This is a genomic window from Sedimenticola thiotaurini (assembly GCF_001007875.1).
Classification (GTDB): Bacteria; Pseudomonadota; Gammaproteobacteria; order Chromatiales; family Chromatiaceae; genus Sedimenticola; species Sedimenticola thiotaurini.
Map to the genome: position 1 here is coordinate 3,338,645 of NZ_CP011412.1, position 13,469 is coordinate 3,352,113.

General features: G+C 59.0%; 14 protein-coding genes and 1 tRNA gene. 7 read left to right on the top strand and 8 right to left on the bottom strand.

Annotated elements, in window-relative coordinates:
• Positions 1–281: 281 nt before the first annotated feature.
• Complete coding sequence (locus AAY24_RS19645) at positions 282–656, top strand: hypothetical protein (RefSeq protein WP_335337179.1); 375 nt, start codon at positions 282–284, stop codon at positions 654–656.
• Between the two features lie 150 nt (positions 657–806).
• Here the strand turns inward: AAY24_RS19645 and AAY24_RS15400 are convergent, their stop codons facing one another.
• From AAY24_RS15400 to rpsU, 6 genes are all read right to left on the bottom strand, one after another.
• A complete protein-coding gene (locus tag AAY24_RS15400; protein WP_046860435.1) occupies positions 807–1,784 on the bottom strand; it encodes a site-specific integrase in 978 nt (325 codons plus the stop codon).
• A 228-nt stretch (positions 1,785–2,012) separates the two neighbouring features.
• Positions 2,013–2,089, bottom strand: a tRNA-Ile gene (locus AAY24_RS15405).
• Between the two features lie 14 nt (positions 2,090–2,103).
• Positions 2,104–3,957 carry an RNA polymerase sigma factor RpoD gene (gene rpoD / locus AAY24_RS15410; protein WP_046860436.1) on the bottom strand — a complete coding sequence of 618 codons (1,854 nt, stop codon included), beginning with the start codon at positions 3,955–3,957 and terminating at the stop codon, positions 2,104–2,106.
• A gap of 133 nt (positions 3,958–4,090) precedes the next feature.
• A complete protein-coding gene (gene dnaG, locus AAY24_RS15415) occupies positions 4,091–5,869 on the bottom strand; it encodes a DNA primase (protein ID WP_046860437.1) in 1,779 nt (592 codons plus the stop codon).
• A gap of 97 nt (positions 5,870–5,966) precedes the next feature.
• Complete coding sequence (locus AAY24_RS15420; protein WP_046860438.1) at positions 5,967–6,410, bottom strand: GatB/YqeY domain-containing protein; 444 nt, start codon at positions 6,408–6,410, stop codon at positions 5,967–5,969.
• A gap of 24 nt (positions 6,411–6,434) precedes the next feature.
• Positions 6,435–6,650, bottom strand: coding sequence for a 30S ribosomal protein S21 (rpsU, locus tag AAY24_RS15425; protein ID WP_046860439.1), 216 nt, complete (start codon positions 6,648–6,650; stop codon positions 6,435–6,437).
• A gap of 252 nt (positions 6,651–6,902) precedes the next feature.
• Between rpsU and tsaD the strand changes: the two genes are divergently transcribed.
• Positions 6,903–7,937 (top strand): tRNA (adenosine(37)-N6)-threonylcarbamoyltransferase complex transferase subunit TsaD, encoded by a 1,035-nt coding sequence (tsaD, locus tag AAY24_RS15430; protein ID WP_046861365.1) that lies wholly within the window; start codon positions 6,903–6,905, stop codon positions 7,935–7,937.
• A gap of 35 nt (positions 7,938–7,972) precedes the next feature.
• On the opposite strand, the gene plsY is transcribed toward tsaD, so the two are convergent.
• Complete coding sequence (plsY, locus tag AAY24_RS15435; RefSeq protein ID WP_046860440.1) at positions 7,973–8,557, bottom strand: glycerol-3-phosphate 1-O-acyltransferase PlsY; 585 nt, start codon at positions 8,555–8,557, stop codon at positions 7,973–7,975.
• 140 nt (positions 8,558–8,697) lie between these two features.
• Between plsY and folB the strand changes: the two genes are divergently transcribed.
• Both folB and folK read left to right on the top strand, forming a co-directional pair.
• Positions 8,698–9,054: a dihydroneopterin aldolase gene (folB, locus tag AAY24_RS15440; protein ID WP_046861366.1), complete on the top strand. Its 357-nt coding sequence runs from the start codon at positions 8,698–8,700 to the stop codon at positions 9,052–9,054.
• A 1-nt stretch (position 9,055) separates the two neighbouring features.
• Positions 9,056–9,562 (top strand): 2-amino-4-hydroxy-6-hydroxymethyldihydropteridine diphosphokinase, encoded by a 507-nt coding sequence (folK, locus tag AAY24_RS15445; RefSeq protein WP_046860441.1) that lies wholly within the window; start codon positions 9,056–9,058, stop codon positions 9,560–9,562.
• Positions 9,563–9,569: 7 nt separating this feature from the next.
• On the opposite strand, the gene AAY24_RS15450 is transcribed toward folK, so the two are convergent.
• Positions 9,570–10,313, bottom strand: coding sequence for a pteridine reductase (locus AAY24_RS15450; protein WP_046860442.1), 744 nt, complete (start codon positions 10,311–10,313; stop codon positions 9,570–9,572).
• 112 nt (positions 10,314–10,425) lie between these two features.
• On the opposite strand from AAY24_RS15450, the gene AAY24_RS15455 reads away from it, so the two are divergent.
• The 3 genes from AAY24_RS15455 to AAY24_RS15465 all read left to right on the top strand — a co-directional run bounded on the left by AAY24_RS15455 (position 10,426) and on the right by AAY24_RS15465 (position 13,398).
• Complete coding sequence (locus tag AAY24_RS15455; RefSeq protein ID WP_046860443.1) at positions 10,426–11,634, top strand: class I SAM-dependent methyltransferase; 1,209 nt, start codon at positions 10,426–10,428, stop codon at positions 11,632–11,634.
• The gene (locus AAY24_RS15460; protein ID WP_234422186.1) at positions 11,621–12,328 is read left to right on the top strand and encodes a hypothetical protein; all 708 of its coding nucleotides are present in this window, start codon (positions 11,621–11,623) and stop codon (positions 12,326–12,328) included. The genes AAY24_RS15455 and AAY24_RS15460 overlap by 14 nt, the downstream gene beginning before the upstream one ends.
• 146 nt (positions 12,329–12,474) lie before the next feature.
• Positions 12,475–13,398, top strand: coding sequence for an AEC family transporter (locus AAY24_RS15465; protein WP_046860445.1), 924 nt, complete (start codon positions 12,475–12,477; stop codon positions 13,396–13,398).
• Positions 13,399–13,469: the final 71 nt, after the last annotated feature.

The following is a 13,469-nucleotide window of genomic DNA, read 5'->3' on the forward strand; positions in this document are numbered from 1 at the left end:
ACGCCAGAGGGCAACTAATCTCCGGGAATGCGCCAACTCAATGGTGTATATACTCAACACTTCAATCGTCTCCATGGACGCACCGGTGATGTTTTCAAGGCCGTTACAAATCCATTTTGGTGGATAAAAACAGTTACCTCTTGGAGTTGGCCCGTTATATCGTGCTCTCCCGGTACGGGCGGCGATGGTGCGCTCGGCGAAAGATTGGCCCTGGAGCGGTTACCGGGCAACAGCCGGTTGGATAACAGCACCCGTCTGGCTGCAGACAGACTGGATATTGAGTGCAGTTCGCCAAACTGCGCAAGACGGCGTGTGAGCGCTTCCGTGCATTTGTCTTGGAGGGAAAGGGGCAACCCTTACCGTGGGAACACCTGATTCTTCAGGTGTTTTTAGGTAATGAGCAGTTTGTTGCTGAAATGCAAACGCTGATCGATCCCGAGAAGTCTTTAGAAGAGATTCCTCAGGGGCAAAAAAGAAAGATGGCCAAGACGTTAGGCGACTATCAAGTGCAATGTCGACCATGTGATCAAGCAATTTATCAAGCTTGTCGAAGTGGAGGATACAAGATGGCGGTGTTGTCGGAGTACTTTAGTCTGCATTATTCATCGGTCAGTAAAATCATTCGAAGGCTGGAGAACTCAAGAATCAAGACCTGACCCCGGGGTTGGCCGGGACGCTTTGTGTCCCGTCGGTGGGTAACAATCGCTTTCACAGTTAACGAAGGAAGCGTGAACATCCTTGGGGTGTTCTATGGTGGCCAGGATTACGAATCGATCCTCGAGGACAGCAAGGGCTAAGAGGGTGCCTTATCCCAACTTATCCGCCAACTTCCCAGCATTCAAATGGGTATACCGCTTCAACATCTGTAAAGTCTTGTGTCCGGTGATGGCGGCCACTTCCATGCTGTCCAAGCCCTTTTCAAACAGCCTACTAGTCGCTTCGTGGCGCAGATCATGGAAACGGAGGCCTTCAATGCTCCCTTTCTTCAGGAGCTTTTTCCAGGAGGCTCTCAACCCATCGCCGGTATAGGAGAATAAGCTCCCTTTGGCATTATCTGGTTTATGGTGGCGTAGCATCCGCAAAGCTTTACGGGATAGCGGAACCCCGCGATCTGAGCCGTTCTTGGTGTCCTTCAGGTGTATGATGCGGCTATCCAAATCGACAGCCTCCCAGGTAAGCCCCAGTATCTCCCCTTGTCTCATGCCGGTTTCAATCGCTAGACGGATGATGATTAGCAGCTCAGGGTTTCTGTGCTGCCGTCCCAGGCGAAATAGCTGGGCGGTTTCAGCGTAGGACAGGCGACGATCCCTGGCTCGACCAGGTGGAGGCTTGCGTATGTCCATCACCGGATTAGCCACCGGTATCGCCCATTCCTTGCGCGCTACCGTGTAGATGTGGCTGATCAGGGCGATCATAAGACGCACCGTGCCGCTGGAGCGGGTTTTGGCAAGGCGATCCCGTAGGGCGGCAATATCAGGCGCTGTGATTCGTTCTAGCGGCTGCTTGGCCAGTTCATCGGCATGCAGGGTCCGCAGCCGTGAACGCTCGGCCTTGTTACTTTTCTTTTTTGAGGTGATTTCGGTTTCATATCGATCCAGGAGCTTGCCTAGAGTCGGCAGTTGGACCTGCTCCGCTTGGTATTCGCCTGTCTCAATAGCTACCTCGATTCGTTGCGCCCAAGTCCTGGCTGCCGTCTTGGTGGTAAATGTCTTGCTGGTATAGACGCCATCCTTGCGGATCTGAGCGCGCCATTTTCCGGACTTGAGCTTAGTGAATGATGCCATGAGTTCTCCCTTTCAGAGTGCACACAGATTGTACGTGAGATGCTGAATGAACTTTATGGGTAAGGGCTCTATAAGCTCCTGATTCGTATGCACTATGTGTGCACTCTATCGTATTTTTCTGTGCACGTCTGCGCTAAGTCGTTGTTTCTAGTGCACACAGAGAAATTTTGGTCGCAACAAAAAAGGGCTACGCAAATAGCGTAACCCTTTGTTTTTACTGATTAATATTGGTGGGCCCAGTAGGACTCGAACCTACGACCAATGGATTATGAGTCCACTGCTCTAACCAACTGAGCTATAGGCCCGTAAATCGATCTGGTTACAGATCTCCGTCCAGGAAGCTGCGCAGATTTTCCGAACGCGAGGGGTGGCGCAGTTTGCGCAGTGCCTTGGCCTCGATCTGCCGGATACGCTCGCGGGTCACGTCGAACTGCTTGCCGACCTCTTCCAGGGTATGGTCGGTATTCATGTCGATACCGAAACGCATACGCAGCACCTTGGCTTCCCGTGAGGTGAGTCCGCAGAGCATGTTCTGGGTCGCTTCGCGCAGGCCTTCACCGGTGGCGGAATCGATGGGCGATATTACACCGGAATCCTCGATAAAGTCACCCAGGTGTGAATCTTCATCGTCACCGATCGGGGTCTCCATGGAGATCGGTTCCTTGGCGATTTTCAGCACCTTGCGGACCTTGTCTTCCGGCATGTCCATACGCTCGGCCAGCTCTTCCGGTGTAGCTTCGCGCCCCATCTCCTGCACCATCTGGCGGGAGATTCGGTTGAGCTTGTTAATGGTCTCAATCATGTGTACCGGAATACGAATGGTACGGGCCTGATCCGCAATGGAGCGGGTGATGGCCTGCCGGATCCACCAGGTGGCGTAGGTGGAGAACTTGTAGCCGCGGCGGTACTCGAACTTGTCCACCGCCTTCATGAGGCCGATATTGCCCTCCTGAATCAGGTCCAGGAACTGCAGACCGCGGTTGGTGTATTTCTTGGCGATAGAGATCACCAGACGCAGATTGGCCTCCACCATCTCTTTTTTGGCCCGGCGCGCCTTGGCTTCGCCGATGGACATCTGTCGGTTGATCTCTTTGATCTCCGAGATGGTCAGCTTGCAGCGCTGTTCCAGTTCGAGCAGTTTTCTCTGGGCCCGCAATACCTCTTCCTTGAACTCTTCCAGGTTGGCGGAATAGTCCTGACCTTTCTCGATCTGTCGATCGATCCAGTTGATGTCGGTCTCATTGTCCGGGAAGGAGGTGATGAACTCTTTGCGCGGCATGTGGGCTGTGTTGACACACAGATCCATAATGGCGCGCTCCTGGCTACGCACGAATGCGATCGCTTCGCGCAGGTTCTCCACCAGCGTGGCGAACACTTTGGGGCTGTAGCGGAAGTCCATGAAGGCGGTGGTGAGCGCTTCGGCTGCGGCGGCCGTTTTCTTGTGCTCGCGGCCGTGTTTCTCCAGCAGTGTATTATGGGTTTTGAACGCCTTCTTCAGTGCCTCGCTTCTGCGTGCTGCCTCTTCCGGATCGGGGCCGCGGTTGGGATCTTCCTCTTCCGTCTCGTCGTCTTCGTCGTCGTCGATATCTTTATCTGTGGCGTCCGCATCACTGCTTTTCGGGCTGGGGGCGGGGGCGGCGAGTGCCGCTTCTTCCTCTTCGGTCTGGGCGAAGCCGACAATCACGTCGGTCAGGCGCATCTCTTCCGCGTCTACCTTCTCTAACAGTTCGATAACCGTGTTGATGGTATCCGGATAGGTGGAGAGGGCTGTCAGAACCTGGTTCTGTCCCTCTTCGATGCGCTTGGCGATCTTCAGTTCACCCTCGCGGGTGAGCAGTTCCACAGTGCCCATTTCACGCATGTACATGCGCACCGGGTCGGTGGTGCGACCAAAATCGCTATCCACGCTTGCCAGTGCTGCCGCGGCCTCTTCTGCCGCATCTTCATCGGCGGAAACGGCGGAGTCGCTCATCACCTGGTCGTCGGCATCAGGGGCGCTCTCATGCACCTGGATACCCATATCGTTGATCATCCGGATGATGTCTTCGATCTGCTCGGGTTCTACGATGCCGTCCGGTAGGTGGTCGTTTACTTCGGCGTAGGTGAGAAAACCTTGTTCTTTACCTTTCGCGATCAGTTGCTTGAGCTGGGATTGCTGCTGTACCTTATCCATTTCCTACCTTAAATTCTAAGGGGCGTGCTCGAATGTCAAGCGGCGAAGTATAACTTGTATATCGCTTGCTTTCTATACGTGCACTACAAAAAGTTCGATTCGATGTGCGCTGGCTCACCTGCTGCCGGCCACTTCAATCCGAATGTCTGTGCGAGTCAGCGAATTTCTGTTTTTCAGAAAGTAGCTGGCGCAGGCGCTGCTTCTCCTGTTCGGAAGCATCTCCCGTGCTGACTCTCTCCAGCAGTTGGGTGGTTTCCTGTTCGTGCTGCTGTTCCACGAGCCGCTGCAGGGCTCCACGGAATTCCGTCTCCATGCCTTCTTCGGGGGTGGGTAGCTCGGTGGCTGTACTCCAGATCTTCTCCAGGTGGTGATATTCTGGTGTGGCCCGCCAGCGTTCAATGATTTGCGCAGTCCTAAGATTAGGTTGATTCTGCGCAATTTCAAGGAGTTGGCTTAATAAATCGATGCCCGGGGCCTGATAATCGCGCCATTGTGACGGCAGATCAGTCAGTTGCCCCAGTTCCGGTTTCAGCAGCAGCAGAGTGATGGCACGGCGAACCGGCGATAGCATCTGTTGTGCGCCGGCCTTTTTGCGTACTGGCTGCCGTCGTCTGTTGCTGCCTTGGTCTTGCGGCTGAGCACCGAGTTGTTCGGTTGCCACACCCACCTTCTGGGCCAGTCGCTGGTACATCATCTCCCGGAACAGGCCGCCCGGTAGTTTGACCAGCAGCGGCTTGGCCAGTTCCGCCAGGCGTGCTCGTCCGCCGAGAGAGGTCATGTCCACTTCCTCCTCAAGCTTGTCGAACAGAAAGCTGGAGAGTGGGGTGGCCTGGGCAATGCGCTGTTCAAACTGCTCGCGCCCCTCCTTGCGGATCAGGCTGTCAGGGTCTTCCCCGTTCGGCAGGAACAGAAAGCGCGCCTCCCGTCCATCGCGCATCTGGGGCAGGGCGGTCTCCAGCGCCTTCCAGCCGGCCTCGCTGCCGGCCCGGTCACCATCGAAACAGAAGATCACTTCCGACGTGGTCCGAAACAGCCGCTCCAGGTGTTCCGGGGTGGTGGCGGTTCCCAGGGTTGCCACGGCATAGCGGATACCGAACTGGGCCAGGGCCACCACATCCATGTAGCCTTCCACCACCAGCAGGCGCTCGATTTTACGCAGCGCCTTGCGGGCCTCGTAGAGGCCGTACAACTCGCGGCCCTTGTGGAATACCGGGGTCTCGGGCGAGTTCAGGTATTTGGGTTTGCCGTCCCCCAGGAGTCGGCCGCCAAAGCCGATAGTGTGACCGCGATGGTTGCGGATCGGGAACATGATGCGCTCCCGGAAGCGGTCGTAGCATTTGTCCGCTTCCGGTTCCGAGATCATGCCGGTTACCCGCAACTGTTCCAGTGCCTCCGGGGTCTGTCCCATGTGCCGGATCAGGTTGTCCCATCCGGGTGGGGCATAACCGATGCCGTAATCGACGCTGATCTCGCCGGTCAGCCCGCGCTGTTTCAGGTAGTTGATCGCCTTACCGGCGTCCGGGTGTTTGCGCAGTTGCCATTGATAATAGCGGGCCGCTTTTTCCAGGCTGGCGTAGAGTGGCCGGTAGTCGGGGCCGCTCTCGTCCCTGCCCTCGCGCGGAACCTCCAGCCCGGCCTTGCTGGCCAGCTCCTCAATGGAGTCTACGAATCCCAGATTGTCATACTCCATAAGGAAGCCGATGGCGGTGCCATGGGCGCCACAGCCGAAGCAGTGGTAGAACTGTTTCTCCCGGCTGACGGTGAATGACGGGGTTTTTTCGTTATGGAACGGGCAGCAGGCCTGGTAATCCTTGCCGGCCTTTTTCAGCGGCACACGGCTGTTGATCAGGTCGACGATATCGATCCGGTTCAGCAGTTCGTCGATGAAGTGCGCGGGGATCTTTCCGGCCATACTGCTATAGTACCCTGAGTTATCTGATCAACAGATACAAAAAAAGCCCCGGTCATGCAAGATGCCAGAGCTCCGTTTGCTTGCTGGTCAGGGAGGATCAGTTGCCGAGTTTCTGTTTGATCAGGGCGCTAACGGCTCCCATATCGGCACGGCCTTGCATTTTGGGCTTCAGCTGACCCATCACCTTACCCATGTCACGCAGTGATGTGGCCCCGGTGGCCTGAATCACTTCACTGATCATGTTGCTGATCTCGTCTTCGCTCAGGGCCTCCGGCAGATAATCCTGCAGGACGGTGATCTCGAAGGCTTCCTGCTCGGCCAGTTCGGCGCGTCCCGCCTGCTCATACTGGCTGATGGAGTCGCGGCGCTGCTTCACCATCTTGTCCAGTACGGCCAGAATCTGCTCGTCATCCAGCTCGACGCGCTCGTCCACTTCCCGCTGCTTTATGGCAGCCATCAGCAGACGGATCACGCCAAGGCGGGCTTTATCGCCCCCCTTCATGGCGGACTTCATGTCATCCTGGATGCGTTGTTTGAGCATGAGTATCGGACCGAAGTGGTGAGATCAGTACTGACGATCCCACTTGCGATTTTCGCGGGAGATTTTCTTCAGGTGACGCTTCACTGCCGCGGCCGCCTTGCGCTTACGCTCGGTGGTCGGTTTCTCATAGTGCTCACGGCGACGCACTTCAGCCAGTACGCCGGCTTTTTCGCAGCCGCGCTTAAAGCGACGCATTGCAACTTCAAAGGGCTCGTTTTCTTTAACTCGTACGTTGGGCATTTCCCACCTCAAAAATCGTACCAACGGAATGCTGGAAATATAAGAGCGCGAATTCTACGCACTGTGGAGACGTTTTGCAAAAAAATTATGGATTATTCCTGGGTTGTGGTGGAATTGTAGCCCATCCCGGCTGGCTTGCCGGGGATCGGGTGGGGAGATGAGCCGGCGACGTTGGAGATGGTCGGCTCAATCTGAGCCTCGGTTTTATTAGCTAGAGGTATGGCGGCCGCGCCGCCGGAGTTCGAGATACAGATGCGGGTACTGGGAATAGAGACCTCCTGTGATGAGACAGGTTTAGCCATTTATGACAGCGAGCAGGGGCTGCTGGGGCATGTGCTGCACAGCCAGATTGATCTGCATGCGGTCTATGGTGGCGTGGTGCCGGAGCTGGCGTCACGGGATCATGTGCGCAAGACTCTGCCCCTGCTGCACAACCTGCTGGCACAAACCGGCCTGGCAAAAAGCGACATCGATGGTGTTGCCTACACCGCCGGTCCCGGTCTGGTGGGCGCCCTGCTGGTGGGCACCGCTATTGGCCGTACTCTGGCCTGGGCCTGGGGCGTGCCGGCGGTGGGCGTGCACCATATGGAGGGTCATCTGTTGGCGCCGATGTTGGAGCCGGAACGGCCCGAGTTCCCCTTCGTTGCCCTGCTGGTCTCCGGCGGACACACCCAACTGGTGGAGGTAAAAGGCATCGGTCAATACCGGCTGCTGGGGGAGTCGCTGGATGATGCGGCGGGTGAGGCGTTCGACAAAACCGCCAAGATGATGGGGCTTCCCTATCCCGGCGGTCCGGAGCTGGCGGCGTTGGCGTTATCGGGAGATCCAAAGCGGTTCCGTTTCCCCCGCCCCATGACCGATCGACCCGGCCTGGATTTCAGCTTCAGTGGCCTGAAGACTTTTGCCCTGAATACCCTGCAGCGGGAGATTACTCCACAGGACAGCGAAGCGACCAAACAGCAGACCCGGGCGGATATCGCCCGGGCCTTCGAGGAGGCGGTGGTGGATACCCTGGTGATCAAGTGCCGCCGAGCCGTGCGCGACAGCGGTGCCGCCACCCTGGTGCTGGCCGGTGGCGTCAGTGCCAACCGGCAGTTGCGCGAGCGGATGCAGGTAGCGATGGGCAAAGAGGGTGCCCGGGTGTTCTATCCACGAACCGAGTTCTGCACCGATAACGGGGCGATGATCGCCTATGCCGGCTGGCAGCGGCTGCGCCAGGGTGCCCATGAGGATCTGGGGTTCGGAGTCCGTGCCCGCTGGCCGATGGATTCCCTGGCCGGCTACTGATCCCGGCATCGCCGCCAGGCCGGGACGGGCGGCTGTTACTGTTTGATCTTGCCCTCTGACCCCGCCAGCAGGTTACGGATGTTGCTGCGGTGGCGCCAGAACAGGATCAGGCTCATCACTATCTGCATACCGATCAGTGCTGGTACCGGCCAGATCAACCAGACCACCAGGGGCGCCAGCGCCATTGAGACCAGGGCCGCCAGGGACGAGATATTCAGCCCCTTCGCCATCAGCAGCCAGATCAGGGCCACCAAACCACCGATCTGCCAGTGGATGCCAAATTGAACTCCCAGTGCGGTGGCCACGCCCTTACCACCCTGGAAGCGGAAAAACAGCGGATAGAGATGCCCCAGAAAGGCCGCCATGGCGACCGCCGCCAGCACCAGTGGCGGGACCCCGATCAGCTTGGCGGCCAACACCGGCAGGAAGCCTTTCAGACTGTCCCCAAGCAGGGTGATGGCGGCCGCTCTTTTTCCACCCAGGCGCAACACGTTGGTGGCTCCCGGATTGTTGGAGCCCTGGGTGCGCGGGTCGGGCAGCCCCATCAGTCGGCAGACAATGATGGCGCTGGAGAGGGAGCCCAATAGATAGGCTGCAATAATGAGTAAGGCATTGATCATGGCAAATCCTGTACGGTGAGCCGGTGCCCAGCGGGTCTGCGGGATTTTCCCGGCAGTGGGGGTTCAGGGTCAAGGGTATTTGTTCTGCGGCGTGGCTGTTTTACCATGGTCCGCTATTGCGACAGGAAATTGGAATGACCATGGATATAGTTTTTTTACGCGATCTCAGGATCGATACGGTGATCGGCATCTATGACTGGGAGCGGGAGATCAAACAGACCGTGGTGCTCGATATTGATATGAGTACCGATGTGAAACGGGCTGCTGCTTCCGAAGATATTGCCGATGCGGTGGATTACAAGGCCGTTTCGAAGCGGCTGATCAGTTTTGTGCAGGAGAGCCGGTTCCAGCTGGTGGAGACCCTGGCGGAACGCTGTGCGGAGATTATTCGTCAGGAGTTCGATGTGCGTTGGGTGCGCCTGACCGTGAACAAGATCGGTGCCGTCAGTGCCGCCACCGACGTGGGGGTGATTATCGAACGGGGCGAACGGTTCTGATATGGCCAGGGTCTGGATCAGTCTTGGCAGCAATATCGACCGGGAGCGCAATATCCGCGCCGCGCTGCGGGATCTGCAGGCTCAGTTCGGTCACCTGCTGATCTCCCGGGTCTACGAGAGTGAGGCGGTGGGATTTAGCGGCGACGCCTTCTATAACCTGGTGGTGGGCGCCGATACCGAACTGCCGGTAGCCGAGCTGGTACAGCTGTTCCGGACCATTGAATCGACCCATGGCAGAACCCGGGAGGGGGGCAGTTTTGCGCCGCGTACCCTGGATATCGATCTGCTGACCTATGGTGACCGGATTGTCGATCTGGATGGCATGCACCTGCCGCGGGACGAGATCACCCGCTACGCCTTTGTACTGTTGCCGTTGACCGAGCTGGCCGGTGACAGTCGCCACCCGGAACTGGGGCAGACCTACAATGAGATCTGGCAAGGGTTCGATCGGGACTCCCAGCGACTCTGGCCAGTGCCGTTTGACACCGGACTGACTCCGGATTTGTAACAGGCATTCACTGCTGAACGGTGCGTCCACCATCCACCGCAAGAATCTGTCCGGTGACGTAGGGGGCCTCCAGCGCCAGAAAACAGACCGCTCCGGCGATATCCGCCGGCGTGCCGGTCCGCTCCAGGGCGGTTCGAGCGAGAATCTCCTGTTTGACCGGGTCGCTCATCGCCTGTTCCGGCCAGAGTATGGCGCCCGGGGCCACACCGTTGACCCGAATCTCCGGGCCCAGTTCCCGGGCCAGGGATTTCACCATCATGGCGTTGCCCGCCTTGGCCATGCTGTAGACCGGATGGTTTTTCAGCGGCCGCTCGGCATGGATATCCACCAGGTTGATGATTGCTCCCCGGCTTGCCCGGAGCAGGGGCGCGGCTTCGATGGCGAGAAAAAAGGGCGCCTTCAGGTTGGTTCCCATCAGGTCATCCCACTGCTCGCCGGTCAGTTGTGACAAGGGCGTTGGGTAGAAGCTGGAGGCGTTGTTGACCAGCAGATCGAGCCGGCCGCGCCACTGTTCGACCTGCTGAATGATGCGCGCCAGCTGCCGGGACTCGTTCAGGTCGGCCTGAATCAGTTGCACGGAGTCCGGCCGCGCCTGTTCCAGTTCCTCTTTAAGGGCGGCGGCAGGTGCCTGGGAGCGGTGATAGTGCAGGGCAATAGCCAGGCCGCGCTGGTGCAGGTGGCGGGCGATTGTGGCGCCGATCCGCTGGGCTGCGCCGGTAATCAGGGCGACGGGTGGATGGTCTTGACTCACGTTGGCTACTCCCTCGATTTCTGCTCCTTCCCCGGTCTTGCTAAACTAGCCGGGAACAGGCCGCGACAGATAAGCGGTCACTTTATACCGAACCGACGAGTTTACGAAATTCATGATTGAACGGATCAACCCCCGGGCAGTCGAGGCCGAAGTGGCCCGGATGCCGGAGCCCGATGCGGAAGCCCGTGCTCACAGTCTGCAACTGGTGTCGCTGATCCGAGATGAGATCGTCGCAGCCGGCGGCAGGATTCCCTTTGACCGCTACATGGAGCTGGCGCTGTATGCGCCCGGCCTCGGTTACTACACCGCCGGGTCGCGTAAGTTCGGCGGGGCGGGGGACTTTGTCACCGCACCGGAGATCTCGCCCCTGTTCGCCCGTTGCCTGGCCCGGCAGTGTCGGCAGGTGCTGGAGGATCTGGGCGGCGGGGTGATCCTGGAGGTGGGGGCCGGTTCCGGCGTTCTGGCGGCCGAGCTGCTGCTGGAGCTGGAGCGGCTCAACTGTCTGCCGGAGCGTTATCTGATTCTGGACCTGAGCCCCGATCTGCGCCAGCGCCAGCGCGAGACCCTGGAACAGCGGGCCGCCCATCTGGTGGAGCGGGTCGACTGGCTGACCGCTTTTCCGGATACCTGCTTGTCCGGCGTGGTGATTGCCAATGAACTGCTGGACGCCATGCCGGTGCACCGTTTCAGGTATGCCGACCAGGTCCTGCAGGAGCAGTACGTGAGCTGGAACGGGGAGCAGTTCCAGCTGGTCTGGGACGCACCGGCGTCGGCCGATTTTGCCCGGCAGTTGGCCGCCCCCCTGGCCCGACTGGCGGGGGTGGATGAGTTTGAATCGGAGATCAACCTGCGGGCCGGACCCTGGCTGGCCGCCCTGGCCGGCTGCCTGGAACGGGGTGCCGCACTGCTGATCGATTATGGACACAGCGGTGCCGAGTATTACCATCCGGCCCGTAACCGGGGCACCCTGATGTGCCATTACCGGCACCGGGCCCACAGTGACCCGCTGGTCTATCCGGGGCTGCAGGATATCACCGCCCATGTGGATTTCAGTGCCATTGCCGAGGCGGCAGTGGCGAGCGGATTCAACGTGGTTGGTTATACCACCCAGGCCTTCTTCCTGATGGGGAGCGGATTGGATGAGCTGGTTGCCGCATCGGATCCGAACGATGTCGCGGCCCACCTGGATCTGGTGCAGGGGGTCAAACAACTGACCCTGCCCACCGAGATGGGGGAGCGTTTCAAGGTGCTGGGGTTGACCAGGGGCTGGGATGGCCCGTTAAACGGCTTTGCTCTGAGGGATATGCGTGACCGGCTCTAGATGGATGTTGTTGATCTTGTCGCTGCTGCTGTCAGGCTGCGGCTCGGCACCGGATCGGGACTCGCCGATCAAGACGCGCCAGTTCCAGGTGGATGATATCGCCCGGAGCGACGTGGATATGGTGGCGGAGAGCCAGCTTCGGTTCACCATGGAGTATCTGCAGGAGCTGATGGAGAAGCTCTACCGGCGCAATCCCCGGGAGTGGCGCGCCGGTGGTGCCGAGAGCCTGGAGCAGGCGGTTGAGCGGGTTTTCGGCAATGGCCGAACGGATCAGTTTCCCGAACTGCAGCAGAAGCGGGGCACCGACGCAGTGATGCTGGCCTTTGACGAGGCCTATCAGGGGGACCGGGTACTGGCCTTTGTCGAAGGGTTGCGGGGTATGATCCTGGAGGCGCACAACGGCAAGCAGAGTTTCTATCTGACCGATGAACTGGATCCCCAGAAGCTCTACAATGCGGCCCGCAATCTGGAGATTGCCGCCTGGAAACTGAGCCATACCCGGGACAGCGCCGGTCGCCTGTTCCTGGTCAGCAACCAGACCGAAGGCCCGGTCATCAATCTCAGTTACGAGCGTCTGTTCGGCAAGCTGATCGCCCTGCAGGACGGCATGGCCCGGGTGATCGCCCAGAGTACCAATCGACGCATCAAGACCATTATCCAGTCGGTTGCCTCGGCGGTCTTTATGCCGATCTGAATTCGCCCCGGCTGATTGGCCCCCGGTGGGAGGGGGCTGGCCTGGGGCAGCGGCGCTTTCGTAGCGATCGTTGTTTGGCTTAACATTATCCCTTCGCCCGCCTTGCGTGGCAGGGCTGCTCCGTTTTTGAGGAACCTCCCCGTCAGATGATCGATGTATTCAATGCGCTGCTGCCGGTTGTGGCTATTATCCTGCTGGGCATGCTGTTGCGCCGAACCACCCTGTTTAACGACGAGAGCTGGCTCGGCATGGAAAATCTCTGCTATTTCGTGCTGTTTCCGGCGCTGCTGGTCAAGACGCTGGCCAGCGCCAGGATCGCTTCCGGTGAGCTGCTCCTGTTTTCCAGCCTGGCGCTGTTCTCCATTCTTGCCATGAGCCTGCTGTTGCTGCTGTTCCAACCGTTGATGCGGCGCTTGCTGGGTATCGACGGCCCGGCATTTACCAGCCTGTTCCAGGGAGCGACCCGTTGGCACGGCTTTATCGCCCTGTCCATCGTGGGTCTGCTCTATGGCGACGAGGGGGTGGCCTATATGGCGATTATCATGGCGGTGATCATACCCCCCCTGAACATCATCAACGTGCTGGTGCTGGCTCGCTATGCCGAGGGTAGCAGTGGCCTGGCTGATGTGACCCGCAAATTGTTGAAGAACCCCTTCATCATCGGCAGTGTGATTGGCGCGACCCTCAATCTCACCGGTATCGGGTTGCCCGCCCAGCTCTTCTCCCTGCTGGATATTCTGGGGGGTGGTGCCCTGGGGCTGGGGCTGCTCACAGTGGGTGCAGGACTGCATTTCGGCCTGGTGCTGGATCATCGCCTGGTGGTCGGTTTCGGTGTCGCGATCCGGCTGCTGGGGATGCCGCTGCTGATGTTTCTCGGGGCCTGGATGTTTGGTATTGACGGGGTGCCGAGAACGGTCGCGGTAATCGCCGCTGCCGTACCGACCGGATCCAGTTGCTATATACTGGCCCGGCAGATGGGGGGGGATGCACCGCTGATGGCCAACCTGATTACCGTACAGGTGGTGATGGCGGTAGTGACCCTGCCGGTGATGATCTGGCTGTCGGTATAGAACGGGCACCGGGACGCGCCCATGTACGGTTAGTTTCGACCGCCTGCCCGGATTACCCAGAACCCCTTCAG

Excerpts from the sequence above, each read along its gene's own strand:
- AAY24_RS15400 (WP_046860435.1), bottom strand. The coding sequence starts at position 1,784 with ATGGCATCATTCACTAAGCTCAAGTCCGGAAAATGGCGCGCTCAGATC.
- rpoD (WP_046860436.1), bottom strand. The coding sequence starts at position 3,957 with ATGGATAAGGTACAGCAGCAATCCCAGCTCAAGCAACTGATCGCGAAA.
- dnaG (WP_046860437.1), bottom strand. The coding sequence starts at position 5,869 with ATGGCCGGAAAGATCCCCGCGCACTTCATCGACGAACTGCTGAACCGG.
- AAY24_RS15420 (WP_046860438.1), bottom strand. The coding sequence starts at position 6,410 with ATGCTCAAACAACGCATCCAGGATGACATGAAGTCCGCCATGAAGGGG.
- rpsU (WP_046860439.1), bottom strand. The coding sequence starts at position 6,650 with ATGCCCAACGTACGAGTTAAAGAAAACGAGCCCTTTGAAGTTGCAATG.
- tsaD (WP_046861365.1), top strand. The coding sequence starts at position 6,903 with ATGCGGGTACTGGGAATAGAGACCTCCTGTGATGAGACAGGTTTAGCC.
- plsY (WP_046860440.1), bottom strand. The coding sequence starts at position 8,557 with ATGATCAATGCCTTACTCATTATTGCAGCCTATCTATTGGGCTCCCTC.
- folB (WP_046861366.1), top strand. The coding sequence starts at position 8,698 with ATGGATATAGTTTTTTTACGCGATCTCAGGATCGATACGGTGATCGGC.
- folK (WP_046860441.1), top strand. The coding sequence starts at position 9,056 with ATGGCCAGGGTCTGGATCAGTCTTGGCAGCAATATCGACCGGGAGCGC.
- AAY24_RS15455 (WP_046860443.1), top strand. The coding sequence starts at position 10,426 with ATGATTGAACGGATCAACCCCCGGGCAGTCGAGGCCGAAGTGGCCCGG.
- AAY24_RS15465 (WP_046860445.1), top strand. The coding sequence starts at position 12,475 with ATGATCGATGTATTCAATGCGCTGCTGCCGGTTGTGGCTATTATCCTG.